We start from the raw sequence: 17962 nt of genomic DNA on the forward strand, positions 1-17962 counted from the left end.
TCAACGGCGCGCCCTTCCCGCGCAGATGCCTGTCCTGCCGTGATCCACGCGATGGCAGGACCGGCCGGAACGCACAGGGTGGAACACTGCGTGCGACCGCGCCTGTCGTCGCGGTGCGGATCGCAGCCTATGGTGGCCTTGTCCCCCACCGCGCAGGCAGCCATGGCCAGCTCTTCTTCCCAGCGTTACCGCATCACCGTCACCCCGATCGAAAAGGACGGCCTGCAGTGCAGCGGGCGCTGCACCATCGAGCTGGAGCATCGTGCGCAGCAGGACTGGATGCGCCTGCTGGAAATCGCACGGCGCAACACCGGCCTCAGCGGAGACGAACGGGCCGCGGCGATCGTCGCCACCCAGCTGCTGCGCGATCTCGCCCAGCGCCATGCCAATGAACCCAGCCACCCGCTGACCGTGCTGCAGCCGCAGCTGGACGAGGTGCTGGCCGCGCTGGAATCGATCCAGGGCGCGCCCTGAGCCCACCACCCGCACGCGTCAAAGCTGGATTCAGCCGCGCGCGTTATTGTTGGCGTCTCATTCCCGCACGGCCTGCCGTCATGAACGTTCGCCCGCTGTTATCCCGCCTCGCCGCCTGCACCGTGCTGCTGGCCGCCGCCATCGGCGCTCAGGCTGCGCCCAGCATTTCCGGCCGTCAGTTGTCGGTGGGCGCCACCGATGTGCAGCAGTACCTCGATGGCAGTTTCCCGCGCACGCAGGACGCGCTGGGCGGCCTGATCGCGATGACCATGAGCCATCCCCAGCTCACCCTGCCGCAAGGCAACCGCCTGGATCTGGGTTTCGACATCGCCATGGCCACTGCCGGCGGCAACCCGGCCCCGTTGGGCAAGGTCAAGCTGAGCAGTGGCCTGCGTTATGACGCGCAGACCCAGGGCTTCCACCTGCAGGAGCCGACGGTCGATGACTTCACGCCGGCCAACAATGGCGGCAAGCTTGATTCGCGCACGCGTGGCCTGCTCAACGCCTGGCTGGTCGATTACGCCCGGCGCGAGCCGATCTACAAGATCGACCCGACGGTCGCGGCGGTGCTGGGCACGCTGCAGGTGCAGTCGGCGCAGGTAGAGAACGGCAAGCTGGTGGTCACCTTCAACCAGGACCTCGGTGCGTTGGTGCCGGCAGGCTTGCTGAGCAAGTAACCGGAAATGGCACCGACCCACGGTCGGTGCCTGCATCCATCAAGCGGCCAGCGCCTTGGCCACGGCATCGGCGAACGCCGGGATGTCACCCGGCTTGCGGCTGGTGATCAGGCCACCATCCACCACCACCTCGGCATCGGTCCACTCGGCACCGGCATTGCCCAGATCGGTTTTCAGCGACGGCCACGAGGTCACCTTGCGGCCCTTGGCCAGGCCGGACTCGACCAGCAGCCACGGCCCGTGGCAGATCGCAGCAACCGGCTTGCCCGCGTGGCCGAAGGCCTTGATCAAGGCCACCGCGTCGGTATCGATGCGCAGCTTGTCGGGATTGATCACGCCGCCGGGGAGGACCAGCGCGTCGTAGTCGTCGGCCTTGGCGCCCTTCAAGGGGGCATCGACCTTCACGTTCTCGCCCCAGTCCTTGTCTTTCCAGCCGCGGATCTGGCTGGCGTCACCGGGGGCGATCACCTTCACCGAGGCGCCCCAGGACTCCAGCAGTCGCTTGGGTTCCTGCAGCTCGGACTGTTCGAAACCATCGGTGGCGAGGATCGCGATGTGCTTGCCGTTGAGTGCATGTGCCATTGAGCGGCTCCATTAAGTAGGAGCCTTCAGTGTGGCCAGGCACGCATTGGGCGACGGTGACCAAGATGTGCACAGCGTGTCGGCGCAGTCACCGGCGCACGTGGCCGGTGACCGCCAGCGCGGTCAGCGCTTGGGCTGGAGCATCGTGCCGGTGCACTTTTTAGAGCCGCAGCGGCATTCCCAGATCTTCTTCAGGCGCGCGGTGTGACGCTCGGCCAGGGTGATGCCGTAGTTGTAGGTCAGCTCGTCGCCCGGCTGGATGTCCTTGATCGCCTCGATGAAGACCTTGTCCTCGCGGCGGTTGTCGCCCTCGGCTTCCTCGATCACCGCTTCGCAGTTGGGCTCGCAGCTGTGGTTGAGCCAGCGCGCGTCATTGCCCTTGTAGTTCGCATCGATGACGTAGTCGTCATTGAGGGTGAACAGGAAGGTATGACCACTTTCCACATCCCCGGTGTCGTCGGCATCCACGTCGGCGTGGCTGCGCAGCAGACCCTTGTACTGGATGACCCGCTCACCTTTCTTGATCGGCGCCAGCGCGAACACGCCATTGCCATGGATGGTGGACTTGCGGGCCTGGATCTTCTTGGGCATCTGGCTGACCGTTGCGGTGGGAAGCCCCGATTCTCGCTTAATCTTTGTGATTGCCAAAGCGATGCGGTTCAATACGCCTCAAAGGCCGCCCTGCGGGCGCCTGAACGGGCGGGTTGGATGCCGGCGGAGAAAAGCGTACAATTTCAGTCCGCTTTATGGTTCTGCCCCCACCATGCTCCGCGTCACCAAGCTTACCGATTACGCCACCGTCGTGCTGACCGTACTCGCCGCCCGCCCGGGCGAGGTGCTCAGTGCCACCGAACTGGCCGAGTTCGCCCGTCTGGAACCGCCGACCGTCAGCAAGCTGCTCAAGCCTCTGGCCCAGGCCGGGCTGGTGGAAGGCCTGCGCGGCGTGCGCGGCGGCTACCGGCTGACCCGCGCGGCGGACCAGATCACCCTGTTCGAGATCGTGGAAGCCATGGAAGGGCCGCTGGGCCTGACCGAATGCGCCCACGACCACAGCCAGTGCGGCCGCGAGCTGCAGTGCGGCGCCCGCAGCAGCTGGCGGATGATCAACGACGTGGTGTCCGAAGCGCTGCGCGCGGTCACCCTGGCGCAGATCCTGCCCCCTCTTCCCCTTGTTGACGCCCACCGCCGCGCGATCGCGGCGGATGTCGTCTCCTGATCAGGCAGCCCCCATGGCCACCGATACCCTCGATACCGTCGCCACCGGCGATACCCCCAACCGCGAGATCCATGAGCAGCTCGGCCGCAAGTATTCGGCCGGCTTCATCACGGACATCGAATCGGACTCGTTGCCGCCCGGCCTGGACGAAGACACCATCCGTGCCCTGTCGGCCAAGAAGGACGAGCCGGAGTGGATGACGCAGTGGCGCCTGGACGCCTACCGCCACTTCCTGACCATGCCGATGCCGGACTGGGCCAAGCTGCAGATCGCACAGATCGACCTGCAGGCGCTGAGCTATTACTCCGCGCCGAAGGGCCCGAAGTACGCCTCGCTGGACGACGTGCCCAAGGAACTGCTGGATACCTACGACAAGCTCGGCGTGCCGCTGCATGAGCGCGCCAAGCTGGCCGGCGTGGCCGTGGATGCGGTGTTCGATTCGGTCTCCGTCGGCACCACGTTCCGCAAGGAACTGGCCGAGAAGGGCGTGATCTTCTGCTCCATGTCCGAAGCGATCAAGGAGCACCCGGCGCTGGTCAAACAGTACCTGGGCACCGTGGTGCCGGTCGGCGACAACTACTTCGCCGCACTCAACTCGGCGGTATTCTCCGATGGCAGCTTCGTGTTCATCCCCAAGGGCGTGCGTTGCCCGATGGAGCTGAGCACCTACTTCCGCATCAACGCCGGCCACACCGGCCAGTTCGAGCGCACGCTGATCATCTGCGAAGACAAGGCATACGTGTCCTACCTGGAAGGCTGCACCGCGCCGATGCGCGATGAGAACCAGCTGCACGCCGCGGTGGTCGAACTGGTCGCGCTGGAAGATGCCGAGATCAAGTACTCCACGGTGCAGAACTGGTACCCGGGCGACGAGAACGGTGTGGGCGGCATCTACAACTTCGTCACCAAGCGTGCCGAGTGCCGTGGCGCGCGCAGCAAGGTCACCTGGACCCAGGTCGAGACCGGCTCGGCGATCACCTGGAAGTACCCGTCGTGCGTGCTGCTTGGCGATGATTCGGTCGGCGAATTCCACTCCGTCGCGCTGACCCACCATCGCCAGCAGGCCGACACCGGCACCAAGATGATCCACATCGGCAAGCGCACCAAGAGCAAGATCGTCAGCAAGGGCATCAGCGCCGGCCACGGCCAGAACACCTACCGCGGCCTGGTGAAGATGGACCGTGGCGCCGAGGGTGCGCGCAACTACACCCAGTGCGACTCGCTGCTGATCGGCAAGAAATCCGGCGCGCACACCTTCCCCTATATCGAGGTGAAGAATCCCACCGCGACCGTCGAGCACGAAGCGACCACCTCCAAGATCTCCGACGACCAGCTGTTCTATTGCCGCGCCCGCGGCATCGACCAGGAAAACGCGGTCTCGATGATCGTCGACGGCTTCTGCAAGCAGGTCTTCCGCGAGCTGCCGATGGAGTTCGCGGTGGAAGCCAAGAAGCTGCTGGAAGTCAGCCTGGAAGGCTCGGTCGGATGAAGAGCGTGCTGACCTTGGCCCTGCTGCTTGGGGCTGCGGCGCCGGCGTCTGCCGAATCGGCCTGCGATGACCTGAGCACGCAGATGCAGATGAATGAGTGCGCCAACGAAGGGTTCGAAGAAGCCGACGCCGCGTTGAACGCGGTGTATCGGCAGGTGGTGGGCAAGCTGGCCGGTGCACCGGTGGCGCTGGCCAACCTTAAAGCCGCCCAGCGCCTGTGGGTGCAGCTGCGCGATGCCGATCTGGAAGCGCAGTACCCGGTCGGCAAGGATGAAGACCCGCGCATGCTGTACGGCTCGATGTACCCGATGCTCTATTCCGGGGCCAAGACTGCATTGACTCAAACCCGCACCGATTACCTGCGCAAAGAATTCCTCGAGCGCAGCGAATACGACCTCTGAGTCGCGCTGCCTCCAGTTCCCCTATCTGACAAGACGATTATCGACATGTTGAAGATCGACAACCTCCACGCACGCATCGGCGAAAAAGAGATTCTCAAGGGCCTCTCGCTCGACGTGAAGCCCGGCCAGGTGCACGCCATCATGGGCCCCAACGGCGCCGGCAAGTCCACCCTGGGCAATGTCCTGGCCGGCCGCGACGGCTATGACGTGAGCGAAGGCAGCGTGCAGTTCGAAGGCCGTGACCTGCTCGAGCTGGCGCCGGAAGAGCGCGCCGCCGCCGGCCTGTTCCTGGCCTTCCAGTACCCGGTGGAAATCCCGGGCGTGAACAACACCTACTTCCTGCGCGCCGCGCTCAACGCCCAGCGCAAGGCGCGCGGCGAGGAAGAACTGGACTCGATGCAGTTCCTCAAGCTGGTGCGCCAGAAGCTGGCCGTGCTGCACCTGAAGGACGAACTGCTGCACCGCGGCGTCAACGAAGGCTTCTCCGGTGGCGAGAAGAAGCGCAACGAGATCTTCCAGCTGGCCGTGCTCGAGCCGAAGCTGGCGATCCTGGATGAAACCGACTCCGGCCTGGACATCGACGCGCTCAAGAGCGTGGCCGACGGCGTCAACGCGCTGCGTTCGCCGGACCGTTCCTTCATCGTGATCACCCATTACCAGCGCCTGCTCGATTACATCAAGCCGGACGTGGTGCACGTGCTGGCCGATGGCAGGATCGTGCAGAGCGGCGGCCCGGAACTGGCCCTGGAACTGGAAGCCCATGGCTACCACTTCCTGAAGGACCGCGTGGTGCCGGAGGCAGCGGTCTGATGAGCGCCCTGCTCGATTCCCTCGCCAGCGGCTTCTGCGGCAGCGATGCACGTCGCGCCGAGCTGGATGCCGCGCTGCAGGCCGGCCTGCCCGGCCCGCGTACCGAAGCCTGGAAATACACGTCGCTGCGCCAGCTGGAGCGTCGCAGCTTCCAGCCCGCTCCGCTCGCCCCGGCCGTGGTCGATGCCGCCCTGCTGGCCGACATCCCGTCGCCGCGGCTGGTGTTCGTCAATGGCCGCCCCTCCGGCGCGCTGAGCGATGTCGCTGCGGTGCCGGCCGGTGTGCAGCTGGCCACGCTGTCCTCGGCGCTGGCCGCCGGCGATGAAGCCGCCCGTTTCCTCGGCCGTCGCTTCGAGCGCAGCGAGGAAGTGTTCGCCCGTCTCAACGCTGCACTCGCCGATGAAGGCGTGCTGCTGCGCGTGGAAGAAGGCGTGCAGGTCGAGGCGCCGCTGCAGCTGGTCTTCATCAGCGTGTCCGGCGAGACCGATCTGTCCTGGCATCACCGCCACCTGATCGAACTGCGCAGCGGTGCCGCGCTGGGCGTGGTCGAGCATCACCTGCATGTCGGTGATGCCGCGCACCTGGACAACACCCTGGTGCACGTTCACCTCGCGCAGGATGCCGTGCTCTCGCACGCTCGCGTGCAGGCCGATGCCACCCGCGCCACCTCGCTGCTGCGCACCGACGCCGTGCTGGCCCGCAACGCGCAGTACCGCCGCGTGGACCTGGAGCTGGGTGCGGCGCTGAGCCGCCATGAGCTCAACGTCCGCCTGGAAGGCGACAACGCCCAGCTCACCGCCAACGGTGTGCTGCTCGGCAATGGCCGCCGCCATGTCGATACGCGCCTGGGCATCGAGCACATCGCGCGCGATACCGCCTCGGAAATGGTCTGGCGTGGCGTCGCAGCCAACCGCAGCCGCGTGGTCTTCCACGGCGGCATCCACATCCGCGAAGGCGCCGATGGCACCGACGCCAACCTCTCCAACAAGAACCTGCTGCTGTCGGCCGATGCCGAGATCGATACCCAGCCCACCCTGGTGATCGATGCCGACGAAGTAAAGGCGGCACATGGCGCCACGGTTGGCCAGCTCGACGCGAACGCGCTGTTCTACCTGCGCTCGCGCGGCTTGCCGGCCGATCGTGCACAGCAGCTGCTGAGCGCCGCGTTCTGCCATGAACCGTTGAACGTCCTCGACGCACGCCTGACCGAGCAGCTCACCGCCCAGCTCAGCCGTGCGCTGGCCGTGGCGGGCGTGGCATGAACCTGTCCACGCCGCGCCCGGCTGCCGATACCGGCACCGCGCCCGACTGGGACCGCGTGCGCCTGGACTTCCCGCTGCTCATGCGTGAAGTGCACGGCAAGCCGCTGGTGTACTTCGACAACGCCAACACCGGCCAGAAGCCGGTGCAGGTGATCGGCGCGGTGGACGAGTTCTACCGCCGCTACAACGCCAACGTCAGCCGCGCGGTGCATGCGCTCGGCACCGAAGCGACCGATGCTTACGAAGGCGCACGCAACAAGCTGGCGCGCTTCCTCAACGTGCGCGCGAACGAACTGGTGCTGTGCAGTGGCACCACCTTCGCGATCAATCTGGTCGCGTATTCGTGGGCGTTGCCGCGGCTCAAGGCCGGTGATGTCATCCTCGTCTCGCGCATGGAGCACCATGCCAACATCGTGCCGTGGCAGCTGGTCGCCCAGCGCACGGGCGCGACAATCCGCGTGGCCGAGATCACCCCGGAGGGCGCATTGGACCTGGACGCGCTGCGCGCGGCGATGACCCCCGAGGTCAAGCTGCTCGCCGTTGCCCATGTCTCCAACGTGCTGGGCACGGTCAACCCGGTCCGCGAAATCTGCCGCGAGGCCCGCAAGCGCGGCATCATCACCGTGGTGGACGGCTCGCAGGCCGTGCCGCACCGCAAGGTCGACATCCCCGCGATCGGCTGCGACTTCTATGCCATCACCGGCCACAAGATGTGTGGTCCGACCGGCACCGGCGCCCTGTGGGCCAGGCGCGAACACCTTGATGCCATGCCGCCGTTCCTCGGCGGGGGCGAGATGATCAAGGAAGTGAGCTTCGAAGGCACCGTGTTCAACGACGCCCCGCACAAGTTCGAAGCCGGCACCCCGAACATCGCCGGCTTCATCGGCCTCGGCGTGGCGGTGGATTACCTCGAGTCGCTGGGCCTGGATCACGTGGAAGCCCGCGAAGGCGAGCTGCTGGCGCACTTCACCGAAGAGCTGAACAGGATCGACGGCCTGCGCATCTTCGGCACCACGCCGGACAAGGCGGCGGTGGTCTCCTTCCTGGTGGACGGCGCGCACTCGCACGATCTGGCCACCCTGCTCGACCTGGAAGGCGTCGCGGTCCGCTCGGGCCAGCACTGCGCGCACCCGCTGCTGCAGTACTACGGCGTCGCCGCCACCTGCCGTGCCTCGCTGGCGTTCTACAACACCCATGAGGAAATCGAGCGCTTCATCGTGGCGCTCAACAAGGTGCGCAAGCTGCTGGGCTGAGCCCGCGCCAGACTGCGCCCCACTCGAACGCCGTGGCCTGCCACGGCGTTTTTCATTGCGCGCCCCGCACATTTCCGTAGCGCCCCCTGCGGGCCTAAAATGGCGCCATGAGCACCCTGACCTTCCGCGCGGCCACTGCCGCCGACATCCCCGCCCTGATCGCCCTGGTCACTTCCGCCTACCGTGGCGATGCCAGCCGGGCCGGCTGGACCACCGAGGCCGACCTGCTGGACGGCGCCCGCATCGATGCCGACGGCCTGCAGGCCGACCTCGCCAAGCCACGCTCGACCATCCTGCTGGCCGAGCGCGATGGCCAGCTGCTGGCCTGCGCGCACGTGGCCGATGACCACGGCAAGGGCTACTTCGGCATGTTCTCGGTCGACCCGTCCCAGCAGGGCGGCGGCATCGGCAAGCAGCTGATGCTGGCCGCCGAGGCCCACGCGGCGCGCGAGTGGGGCGTGCCGGTCATGCAGATGACGGTGATCGACGTCCGCGACGAGCTGATCGCCTTCTACGAGCGCCGCGGCTACCAGCGCACCGGCATCAAGAAGCCCTTCCCGTATGGGGATGAACGTTTCGGCATCCCCAAGCGCGACGATCTGCGCTTCGAGATCCTGGAAAAGCCGCTGGCGGTGCCGGCATGAGCGAGACCTGGACCTTCGTCTGCGCCAGCGCCGAGCTGCTGCCCGGCGAGATGAAGAGCACCTTCGACGAAGTGACCGGGACGCCGATCGTGGTGTTCAACCTGGACGGGGAACTGTACGCACTCGAAGACCAGTGCACCCACGATGAGTTCGAGCTGTCGTCGGGCACCTTCGATACCGGCGAGGGCAGCATCGAGTGCGTCCTGCACGGGGCCCGTTTCGACGTGCGTGACGGCGCTGCCCTCTGCGCGCCGGCCTATTCGCCAGTGGCGAAGTTCCCGGTCAAGCGGGAACACGACGCCGTCTGGGCCCGCGACGACCGCGACTGATCCGGCCTGAACGCGGGCGTTTTGAAAACGCGAATTGTTCCTATTACCATAGGCATTGCGGTCACTTGGCCGCTCCTGCCCGGTAAGCCGTGTCCGCCAACCGCTCCGCCCTTGGTCTCGCCGCCCTGTGGGCCACGTTCTGCGTGGTGCTGCTGGCCTGCGGCTGGCTGACGGCCGGCGGCGCCGGTACCGCCGGTCCGGCGGCGGCGGCGGCGCACACCGCGGGCCTGCTGAGCGCCGACAGCGCGCGCCAGGCATCGGCGCCGTCCACGCCTGCACCGGAGCTTCCTGCCGAGCCGACCCTGGCGGCGGAGACCGGTGCCGACCCCGAGCCCAGCGCGCCGGCAGTACTGGCCCAGCTGCGCCGCACGCCCTGGGTCGCCGTCGTCCCGCTGTGGCCGTCCGACGCGCTGCGCTGGCAGCGGCTGGAACCTTCGCTGCGGCTCAACCCCGGCCACGCCCCGCCCCACGCCTGATTCCGGCGGCGACGCTGCGCGTCGCTGCCCGCCCACGCCCGCGCCATCGCGCCGCCGTCGGCCGTCTGCCCGTTTTCCCCACCTGCCTCCGCTCCGCCGTGACCGCCACACGCTGTCCGGCCTTCGTCCGTCCTGCCAGGAATCACCATGACCGTCCGCCCGACTCCGTTGTCGTCCGCCCTGCTGCTGGCCATCGCCGCCCCCGCCATCGCCCATGCCGAGGCCGACGCTGCCGATCCGCAGCGCGCCACCGAACTGGATGGCGTCGACGTCCACGGCGAGCGCGTGCGTGCGCAATCGTCCAAATTCACCGCGCCGCTGCTGGATACGCCCAAGTCGGTCAGCGTGATCTCCCAGCAGGTGATCGAACAGACCGCCGCCACCACCCTGCTCGATGCACTGCGCACCGTGCCGGGCATCACCTTCGGCGCCGGCGAAGGCGGCAACCCGACCGGTGACCGTCCCTTCATCCGCGGCTTCGATTCGGCCTCGGACATCTACGTCGATGGAATCCGCGACGCCGGCAGCCAGACCCGTGAAGTGTTCGCCATCGAGCAGATCGACGTGGTCAAAGGCCCGAGCTCGGCCTACTCCGGCCGCGGTTCAGCCGGCGGCACCATCAGCCTGGTCAGCAAGACGCCCAAGCTGGAGAACTTCGTGGCCGGCACCCTGGCCGCCGGCACGGACAGCTACTACCGCGGCACGCTCGATGCCAACCAGGTGATCGGCGACGGCATCGCCGCCCGCGTGAACATCATGAAGCACGAGGCCGACGTGGCCGGACGCGATGAAGTGAACAGCAGCCGCTGGGGCATCGCGCCGTCGCTGGCGTTCGGTCTGAACGGCCCGACCCAGGCGGTGATCAGCCACTACCACATGGAAACCGACGACCTGCCCGATGCCGGCGGCTTCCCGTACAACAACCCGTTCACCAGCGGCCCCAACCTGGCGCTCAATGGCGACGGCAGCCCGATCGTGACCAACCGCGACGCGTTCTACGGCCTGGTCGACCGCGATTTCCAGAAGACCAAGGCGGACATCACCACCTTGAACCTGTCGCATGATTTCGGCGGCATCGTCCTGCGCAACATCACCCGCTACGGGGACACCAGCAACGATTACCTGTGGACCCAGCCGGACGACAGCAAGGGCAATCCGAACCTGTTCGGCACCGTCTGGCGCCGCACCAACGCGCGCGCCACGCAGACCGACAGCTTCGTCAACCAGACCAGCGTTACCGGTGAGCTGGAGACCGGCCCGCTGCGCCACAGTTTCAACGCCGGCGTGGAATACAGCAGCGAAAAGACCGTGCGCGGCACCTACGCGATCGCCGACGTGCGCCGCCCCAATGGCCAGACCACCGCAGGCACCAACAACCCGCTGACCGGCAACCAGAGCTGCCCGACCACCGGCGCGGCCACCGGCTACAACTGCACCGACCTCACCAACCCCAACCCGAACGATCCGTGGTCGGCCACGCATACCGTCACCCGCAGCGACCCGGCCCGCGACGTGCGTCAGACCACCCGCACCAAGTCGGCCTATGTGTTCGACACGATCAGCTTCAGCGAGCAGTGGATGCTGAACCTGGGCGCGCGCTTCGACGACTACAACACGCATCAGTTCAACCCGACGGCCGCGGCCAACCTGCAGCACCTGCGCAACGACACCTCGTTCTGGAACGGCCAGGCCGGCCTGGTGTTCAAGCCGGTCGCCAACGGCAGCATCTACCTGTCCTGGGGCACCTCCTCCACCCCGGTCGGCGTGGACGGCGGTGATGGCGCCGACGGCATCAGCGCGACCATCCAGGACCTCAAGCCGCAGCGCAGCCGCAACATCGAGCTGGGCACCAAGTGGGATCTGTTCGATGCCCGCCTGTCGCTGACCGGTGCGATCTTCCAGACCGAGATGAGCAACGCGCGCGTGACCAGCGATGCGGGCACCACGCAGAACGCCGGCACCAAGAAGGTCAAGGGCGCCGAACTCGGCTTCAGCGGCACGATCGTGGAGGGGTGGCAGGTCTTCGGTGGCTACACCTACCTGGATGCCGTGGTCGAGGACAACGGCTTTGCGCTGGTCAACGGGGTCTACGTGCCATCGCCGTTCAACGGCAACGCATTCCCCAACACCGCCAAGCACAGCGCCAGCCTGTGGACCACGTGGGCGCCGTCGTTCGTGCCGGGCCTGAGCCTGGGCGCCGGTGCCAACTACGTGGACAAGGTCTACGGCAACGTCAACAACACCAAGTGGGTGCCATCCTATACCCGTTGGGATGCGATGGTCGGCTACGCCTTCAGCGAGCGCTACAGCCTGCAGTTGAACGTGCAGAACCTGACCAACAAAACCTACTTCACCAAGGCGTACGCTTCGCATTACGCCGCCATCGCGCCGGGCCGCTCGGCCACGTTGGCCTTCAATTTCAAGTTCTAAGCCATACGCCCCCTCCCGCGCGCTCGTGCGGGAGGGGCTGGAGCCCACCATGCTGCTGCACATTCCCGACGTCCTCACCGCCGAGCAGGTCACCCAGGCCCGCCAGCAGCTGGCCACGGCCGGCTGGACCGACGGCCGCCTGACCGCGGGTTACCAGTCCGCGCAGGCCAAGCACAACCTGCAGTTGCCCGAGTCCGATCCGGCCGCGCGTGCGGTCGGCTCGGCCATCCTCGATGCACTCGGCCGCAACAGCACCTTCTTCTCGGCCGCGTTGCCGCGTCGCATTTTCCCGCCCCTGTTCAACTGCTATCAGCCGGGGCAGACCTTCGGGTTCCATGTGGACAACGCCGTGCGCTACGACTACACCGCCCCCGGCCAGCCGCAGCCGGTGCGCACCGACCTGTCGGCCACGTTGTTCCTGAGCGACCCGGATGAGTACGAGGGTGGCGAGCTGGTGATCGAAGACACCTACGGCAACCAGCGGGTGAAACTGCCGGCGGGCCACATGGTGCTGTACCCGGGCACCAGCCTGCACCAGGTCACCCCCGTCACCGCCGGCACGCGGCTGGCCTCGTTCTTCTGGATCCAGAGCATGCTGCGTGATGACGGCCAGCGGCGCCTGATGTGGGACCTGGATGTCTCGATCCGCCGCCTCACCCATGACCACCCCGAACACCCTGCGCTGGTGAATCTCACCGGCGTGTATCACAACCTGCTGCGGCAGTGGGCCGATGTCTGAGGCGGCCCTGCCCGCGTTCAACGTGGCAGCACTGGCCGACCAGCTGCAGCACGATCCGGCCGCCGCGCTCGCCACGCTGGAAGCGACCGCGCAGCGCGGCGACCCACAGGCGCAGTTCCTGCTCGGGCAGGCCCGGATGGAAGGGCGCGGGATCGCGCCCGATGCGGCGGCGGCCGTGCTCTGGTTCGAGCGCGCCGCCAACGGTGGTCTGCCCCTCGCCATGAACATGCTCGGCCGCTGCCACGAACTCGGCACCGGGACGCCGATCAACCTGGCACTGGCCGCGGTCTGGTACCGCAAGGCAGCGGATGCCGAGTTGGACTGGGGCCTGTACAACCTGGCCAACCTGCTCGGCACCGGCCGCGGCGTGCCGCGCGATGACGCCGCCGCATTCGCGCTGTACCTGCGCGCGGCACGGCTGGGCCATGCGAAATCGATGAACCTGGTCGGCCGCTGTCTGGAAGACGGCATCGGTGTACCGGCCGATCCGCGTGCGGCACCGGCCTGGTACCGGCGTTCGGCCGAGGCCGGCGACTTCCGCGGGCAGGCCAGCCATGCCTCCCTGTTGCTCGCCGCCGGTGATATCGACGGTGCGGCGGACTGGCTGCGTCGCGCACTTGCACACGGGAGCCCGTCGTTTCTGGCTCACGTGCGCCCCACCTTGGCGGCCTCTCCGCATCCCGCGATCCGGGCGCTGGTCAGCTGATTCCTGCGCTCCGGACGCGCAGGGACCGAAATCATTAATCATTCTCATTTGCGTCCGCTAACGAATCTCACCTACAATCCCGCCGCGTTGCTGGTCGGCTGATCGACTGGCCGTTCACAGGGGCCCGCCTTGCGCCATCCACACCGCCATCGCAGCTTTGCTCCCGCCATGCGCGGGCGGCAGCAGGCGTTGTCGAGCGTGCTGGCATGGCTTGGCCTGCTGTCGCTGCTGCTGGCCGGCCTGCCCGTGCTGGAACGGGCCGCCCCGGGCAGCACTGTGATGGTCCTGCAGATGCCAATGGGCGAGCACCCGGCCGGCGGTGGTGAGACCGCACAGGAAGAAGCCCCGGCCAAGCCGCGCCGGGTCGCCAGCGCGCGCCCTGCCGCGACGCCGCCGCTGCCGCCCGCGTTGCCGCCGGTCGTGGAATCGCTGGATTCGCTGATGGCCACACTGGTGGCACAGCCGCCGCGGGTCGTACCGGCCATTGACTCGGCACCGGCCACGCCGCTGCCTGCCGCACCCGGCCTGCGCGTCCAGCGCGGCCAAGCCCCACCGCAGGGCTGATTCCGACCTTCGGCGGCGCCACCGTGCCCGCCTCCGGTCCTGCGCGTTCCGCCCGCCCCGGGCGTTCCTGATTCCTGCGCGTGCGGCGCCCTGCGGCCTGCCACGTCGCGTCCGTTCTCTCCTTTCCGAGGTTGCCCCCATGGCCCAGCGCCATCGTCGTCGCACGTCCCTGTCCCGCTGCACGCTGTCCCTCGCCCTGCTCGGTGCGCTGAGCGCCCCGGCCTTCGCCCACGGCGACGCCGCCGCTCCGACCACGCTGGACAAGGTAGTGGTCACCGCCGCCGGCTTCGAACAGAAGATCGCCGATGCCCCGGCCAGCATCAGCGTGATCAGCCGCGAAGAGTTGAGCAAGCGCCCCTACACCAGCCTGGTGGATGCGCTGCGCGACGTGGAAGGCATCGACGTGGGCATGGAACCGACCGACAAGAACGGCCGCGCCACCATCTCCATGCGCGGCATGCCCTCGGACTACACCCTGGTGCTGATCGACGGCCGCCGCCAGAGCAACGCCGGCAACCTGTACCCGAACAACTTCGGCGGTGGCCAGTTCTCGTACATGCCGCCGCTGGATGCGATCGAACGCATCGAAGTGGTGCGCGGCCCGATGTCCACGCTGTATGGCTCCGATGCCATGGGCGGGGTGATCAACATCATCACCCGCCGCAACCAGACCGAGTGGCATGGCGCGGTCACCCAGGGCTTCACGGTGCAGCAGGACGACCAGTTCGGTGACGCGCGCAGCACCGATGTCTACCTCAGCGGCCCGCTGGTCAAGGACCGTCTGGGCATGTCAGTGCGCGGCAGCTATTACGACGCCAAGGCCTCCAACCCGGAATGGGATGACCTGCCGCTGCCGGACGGCACGATGTGGTCGCGCAGCATCGGCTTCGGTGCCGGTGGCAAGGCGGTGGCCAACACGAACTGGAACGCGGGCATGCGCCTGAACTTCATCGTCAATGACGACCACGAGCTGTGGCTGGATTACGACGTGTCGCGCCAGAAGTACGACAACAGCGAAGGCCAGACCGGCACCCTGGACAGCCTGGCCAGCCTGTGGCGCGTGGGCAATGCCACGATCCCCAACCCGAACGGCCCCGGCAACGTCACCCGCCGGGTGGTGCAGCCGCGCGTGGGCTACACCGCCTACCAGCGTTACGAGCGCGACCAGCTGGCGCTGACCCATCAGGGCCGCTATGAATTCGGCACCTGGCAGACCACCCTGACCCACATCACCAGCAACAACCTCGGCCGCTCGCTGCCGCTGACGCTGGACGAACGCGCCGATCTGCAGACGCTGTGGAATGATGTCTGCCGCCGCACCGGCGCCGCCGCCAACTGCGCGGCCGGTGCACGCAACGGACTGGGCGCGCTCAACCCGGCCGAGATGGCGCGCCTGCAGGCCTTCCTGCCACGCCCGCTGCGCACCATGGAGCTGAAGGGCAACGTGCTGGACACGATGCTCGACCTCACCTTCGGTGCGCACAAGCTGACCGTGGGCGGCCAGTACAACGACACCGACATGGTCGACGGCGTGTTCGGCATGGATGGCGCCGGCTACAAAGACAACGTGAAGCAGCAGCACCGCATGTGGGCGCTGTTCGCCGAGGACAACTGGTCGCTGACCGACAGCCTGACCGCGACGGTCGGCGTGCGCTATGACGACCACAACATCTTCGGCAGCCACGTCAGCCCGCGCGCCTACCTGGTGTGGAACGCCAACGATGCCTGGACCCTCAAGGGCGGCGTCAGCACCGGCTACAAAACACCGCGCCCGGACCAGTTGTTCCCCGGCATCGTCGGCTTCGGTGGCCAAGGCGTCACCCCGCTGGTCGGCTCGCCCAACCTGAAGCCGGAGACCAGCACCAACTACGAAATCGCCGCGTACTACGAAGGCGATCGCTGGGGCTTCAACGTCACCGGCTTCCTCAACAAGTTCGATGACAAGATCGCCAGCGGCGGCACCTTCGCCAACTGCGAAGTGGCCCCCAACGATGGCAGCTATTGCGTGGACATCGGCCCGGGCTGGGCCGAGCTGGGCTACAGCACCTTCGGGCAGAGCGTGAACATCGACAAGGCCGAAACCCGCGGCGTCGAGGCGGCGGCCCAGGTCGATCTGCTGGACAACCTGCAGCTGCGCGGCAACTACACCTGGACCAAGAGCGAGCAGACCAGCGGCATCGGCAAGGGCCTGCCGATCACCGGCAACCCGGCCAGACACATGGCCAATGCCAGCCTGAACTGGCAGATCAGCGAGGCGGTGAGCCTGTCGCTGATCGGCGAAGGCCGCTACGACCGCTACCGCGACACGCTGGTCAGCAATGTCGGCGGCGTCAGCAGCTCGCAGACCCGCTATTACGAGGACTACACGATCTTCCACCTCGGCGGCAGCTGGGACATCAACAACTGGCTGACCGTCAACGCGCGGGTCAACAACCTGTTCGACAAGGACTTCGTGTCGCAGTCCTGCGTGCTGATCAGCGACAGCGAATACAACTGCGTGGATGACTATTCCACCAAGGACCAGCGCCGCAGTTACTGGATCTCGTTGAACGCCAAGTTCTGAGGCACACCGCGGCGACGTCCTGAGTGACGTCGCCGCTGGCCTTGACCTCGGGCAGCGCGCCGGCGACGGAACGCTGCCTTCTTTTTTCACAAATTGCGAACCATTCTCATCAATGGTGTAATTCGCCCCTCAGTACTCTCTCTCCCGACCGTGGCCACCAGCGCTCCTTCTTCCAGCGTGCAACAACAACGCCGCGGCTTCTGGCTGCGCACGCTGCACCAGTGGCACTGGATCAGCTCGGCGGTGTGCCTGATCGGCATGCTGCTGTTCGCCGCGACCGGCATCACCTTGAACCACGCCTCCAGGATCGAAGCCACGCCGGAGGTGGTCAGCCGCCAGCTGGAGCTGCCTGCCGACCTGCTCGGCAAGCTTGGCGACCGCGCCGATGGCAAGGCACCGATCCCCCGCGCGGCCAGCCGCTGGCTGGATGCGCAGCTCGGCATCTCGATCGGGCGCCGCCCGGCCGAATGGTCCGATGGCGAAATCTATCTCTCCATGCCCAGCCCGGGCGCGGACGCGTGGCTCAGTATCGACCGGGAATCCGGGGCGGTGGAATACGAATCCACGGCGCGCGGCTGGGTCTCCTATTTCAACGATCTGCACAAAGGGCGCAATGCCGGGCCCGCTTGGGGCTGGTTCCTGGATATCTTCGCCGTGGCCTGCCTGGTGTTCTGCATCACCGGCCTGTTCCTGCTGCACCTGCATGCCCGCCAGCGCCGCATGACCTGGCCGCTGGTCGGCCTGGGCCTGCTGATCCCGCTGCTGATCGCCCTGATCCTCATCCACTGACCTTTCTTTCCGGAGCCGCACCATGCGCGTCACCCTGACCATCGCCCTGAGCGGCCTGCTGGCCACCTCGCCGGCCTATGCCACCACCCTGGACATCAATGTCGAGGTGCCCAAGCTCAACGTGGCCGAGTATCACCGCCCGTATGTGGCCGTGTGGCTGGAAGGCGCCGACCAGAAGGTCGCCGCCAACCTGTCGGTCTGGTACCAGCAGACCGGCAACAGCGAGGGCCATGGCACCAAGTGGCTGCCCGACCTGCGCCAGTGGTGGCGCAAGAGCGGCCGCACCCTGGAGGTGCCGGTGGACGGCGTGACCGGTCCGACCCGCCCGGTCGGCAAGCATGCGCTGTCGTTCAACGACAAGCAGCCGGCGCTCAAGGCACTCGCCCCGGGCAACTACACCCTCGTGGTGGAAGCGGTGCGCGAAGTCGGCGGCCGCGAACTGCTCAAGATCCCCTTCACCTGGCCGGTCACGGCCGCACAGACGGGCAAGGCCCAGGGCGCGACCGAACTCGGTCTGGTCACCCTGTCCGCCAAGCCCTGATACCCCATCCACCTGGA

At 67.2% G+C, this 17962-nt stretch carries 20 protein-coding genes; 18 read left to right on the forward strand and 2 right to left on the reverse strand.

Features of this window, described 5'->3' with window-relative positions:
- The first annotated feature begins 129 nt into the window (after positions 1–129).
- Both C0R07_RS13005 and C0R07_RS13010 read left to right on the forward strand, forming a co-directional pair.
- The gene (locus C0R07_RS13005; protein ID WP_083298719.1) at positions 130–474 is read left to right on the forward strand and encodes a DUF3861 family protein; all 345 of its coding nucleotides are present in this window, start codon (positions 130–132) and stop codon (positions 472–474) included.
- A gap of 80 nt (positions 475–554) precedes the next feature.
- Complete coding sequence (locus C0R07_RS13010) at positions 555–1151, forward strand: DUF1439 domain-containing protein (RefSeq protein ID WP_019185675.1); 597 nt, start codon at positions 555–557, stop codon at positions 1149–1151.
- Between the two features lie 39 nt (positions 1152–1190).
- On the opposite strand, the gene C0R07_RS13015 is transcribed toward C0R07_RS13010, so the two are convergent.
- Both C0R07_RS13015 and C0R07_RS13020 read right to left on the reverse strand, forming a co-directional pair.
- The gene (locus C0R07_RS13015) at positions 1191–1733 is read right to left on the reverse strand and encodes a type 1 glutamine amidotransferase domain-containing protein (protein WP_070471092.1); all 543 of its coding nucleotides are present in this window, start codon (positions 1731–1733) and stop codon (positions 1191–1193) included.
- Positions 1734–1856: 123 nt separating this feature from the next.
- Positions 1857–2324 carry an SET domain-containing protein gene (locus tag C0R07_RS13020; RefSeq protein ID WP_019185673.1) on the reverse strand — a complete coding sequence of 156 codons (468 nt, stop codon included), beginning with the start codon at positions 2322–2324 and terminating at the stop codon, positions 1857–1859.
- Between the two features lie 172 nt (positions 2325–2496).
- Here C0R07_RS13020 and C0R07_RS13025 point away from each other — a divergent pair, with 172 nt between their 5' ends.
- The 16 genes from C0R07_RS13025 to C0R07_RS13100 all read left to right on the forward strand — a co-directional run bounded on the left by C0R07_RS13025 (position 2497) and on the right by C0R07_RS13100 (position 17945).
- The gene (locus C0R07_RS13025) at positions 2497–2949 is read left to right on the forward strand and encodes an SUF system Fe-S cluster assembly regulator (protein ID WP_026070170.1); all 453 of its coding nucleotides are present in this window, start codon (positions 2497–2499) and stop codon (positions 2947–2949) included.
- A gap of 13 nt (positions 2950–2962) precedes the next feature.
- Positions 2963–4438: a Fe-S cluster assembly protein SufB gene (gene sufB / locus C0R07_RS13030; protein ID WP_102789103.1), complete on the forward strand. Its 1476-nt coding sequence runs from the start codon at positions 2963–2965 to the stop codon at positions 4436–4438.
- Positions 4435–4839, forward strand: a complete 405-nt coding sequence (locus tag C0R07_RS13035) for a lysozyme inhibitor LprI family protein (protein WP_102789104.1) — start codon at positions 4435–4437, stop codon at positions 4837–4839. Before sufB ends, C0R07_RS13035 begins: the two co-directional genes overlap by 4 nt.
- 45 nt (positions 4840–4884) lie before the next feature.
- On the forward strand, positions 4885–5649 hold the full coding sequence (gene sufC, locus C0R07_RS13040; RefSeq protein WP_019185669.1) for a Fe-S cluster assembly ATPase SufC: 765 nt from the start codon (positions 4885–4887) through the stop codon (positions 5647–5649).
- The gene (gene sufD, locus C0R07_RS13045) at positions 5649–6911 is read left to right on the forward strand and encodes a Fe-S cluster assembly protein SufD (protein ID WP_102789105.1); all 1263 of its coding nucleotides are present in this window, start codon (positions 5649–5651) and stop codon (positions 6909–6911) included. The genes sufC and sufD overlap by 1 nt, the downstream gene beginning before the upstream one ends.
- A complete protein-coding gene (locus C0R07_RS13050; RefSeq protein WP_102789106.1) occupies positions 6908–8164 on the forward strand; it encodes a cysteine desulfurase in 1257 nt (418 codons plus the stop codon). The genes sufD and C0R07_RS13050 overlap by 4 nt, the downstream gene beginning before the upstream one ends.
- Positions 8165–8271: 107 nt before the next feature.
- Complete coding sequence (locus tag C0R07_RS13055) at positions 8272–8808, forward strand: GNAT family N-acetyltransferase (protein ID WP_019185666.1); 537 nt, start codon at positions 8272–8274, stop codon at positions 8806–8808.
- The gene (locus C0R07_RS13060; protein WP_019185665.1) at positions 8805–9137 is read left to right on the forward strand and encodes a non-heme iron oxygenase ferredoxin subunit; all 333 of its coding nucleotides are present in this window, start codon (positions 8805–8807) and stop codon (positions 9135–9137) included. Before C0R07_RS13055 ends, C0R07_RS13060 begins: the two co-directional genes overlap by 4 nt.
- An 89-nt stretch (positions 9138–9226) precedes the next feature.
- The gene (locus C0R07_RS13065) at positions 9227–9613 is read left to right on the forward strand and encodes a hypothetical protein (protein WP_102789107.1); all 387 of its coding nucleotides are present in this window, start codon (positions 9227–9229) and stop codon (positions 9611–9613) included.
- A gap of 147 nt (positions 9614–9760) precedes the next feature.
- Positions 9761–12043 (forward strand): TonB-dependent receptor, encoded by a 2283-nt coding sequence (locus tag C0R07_RS13070; protein WP_102789108.1) that lies wholly within the window; start codon positions 9761–9763, stop codon positions 12041–12043.
- A gap of 49 nt (positions 12044–12092) precedes the next feature.
- A complete protein-coding gene (locus C0R07_RS13075; RefSeq protein ID WP_019185662.1) occupies positions 12093–12782 on the forward strand; it encodes a Fe2+-dependent dioxygenase in 690 nt (229 codons plus the stop codon).
- Positions 12775–13488 carry a tetratricopeptide repeat protein gene (locus tag C0R07_RS13080; RefSeq protein ID WP_102789109.1) on the forward strand — a complete coding sequence of 238 codons (714 nt, stop codon included), beginning with the start codon at positions 12775–12777 and terminating at the stop codon, positions 13486–13488. The genes C0R07_RS13075 and C0R07_RS13080 overlap by 8 nt, the downstream gene beginning before the upstream one ends.
- Positions 13489–13617: 129 nt before the next feature.
- The gene (locus C0R07_RS13085; RefSeq protein ID WP_146027609.1) at positions 13618–14052 is read left to right on the forward strand and encodes a hypothetical protein; all 435 of its coding nucleotides are present in this window, start codon (positions 13618–13620) and stop codon (positions 14050–14052) included.
- Between the two features lie 139 nt (positions 14053–14191).
- The gene (locus C0R07_RS13090; protein WP_102789111.1) at positions 14192–16615 is read left to right on the forward strand and encodes a TonB-dependent receptor domain-containing protein; all 2424 of its coding nucleotides are present in this window, start codon (positions 14192–14194) and stop codon (positions 16613–16615) included.
- A 150-nt stretch (positions 16616–16765) separates the two neighbouring features.
- On the forward strand, positions 16766–17404 hold the full coding sequence (locus tag C0R07_RS13095; protein WP_102789112.1) for a PepSY-associated TM helix domain-containing protein: 639 nt from the start codon (positions 16766–16768) through the stop codon (positions 17402–17404).
- A gap of 22 nt (positions 17405–17426) precedes the next feature.
- The gene (locus C0R07_RS13100; protein ID WP_102789113.1) at positions 17427–17945 is read left to right on the forward strand and encodes a DUF2271 domain-containing protein; all 519 of its coding nucleotides are present in this window, start codon (positions 17427–17429) and stop codon (positions 17943–17945) included.
- Positions 17946–17962: the final 17 nt, after the last annotated feature.

Source organism: Stenotrophomonas bentonitica, assembly GCF_002887735.1.
GTDB lineage: Bacteria > Pseudomonadota > Gammaproteobacteria > Xanthomonadales > Xanthomonadaceae > Stenotrophomonas > Stenotrophomonas bentonitica_A.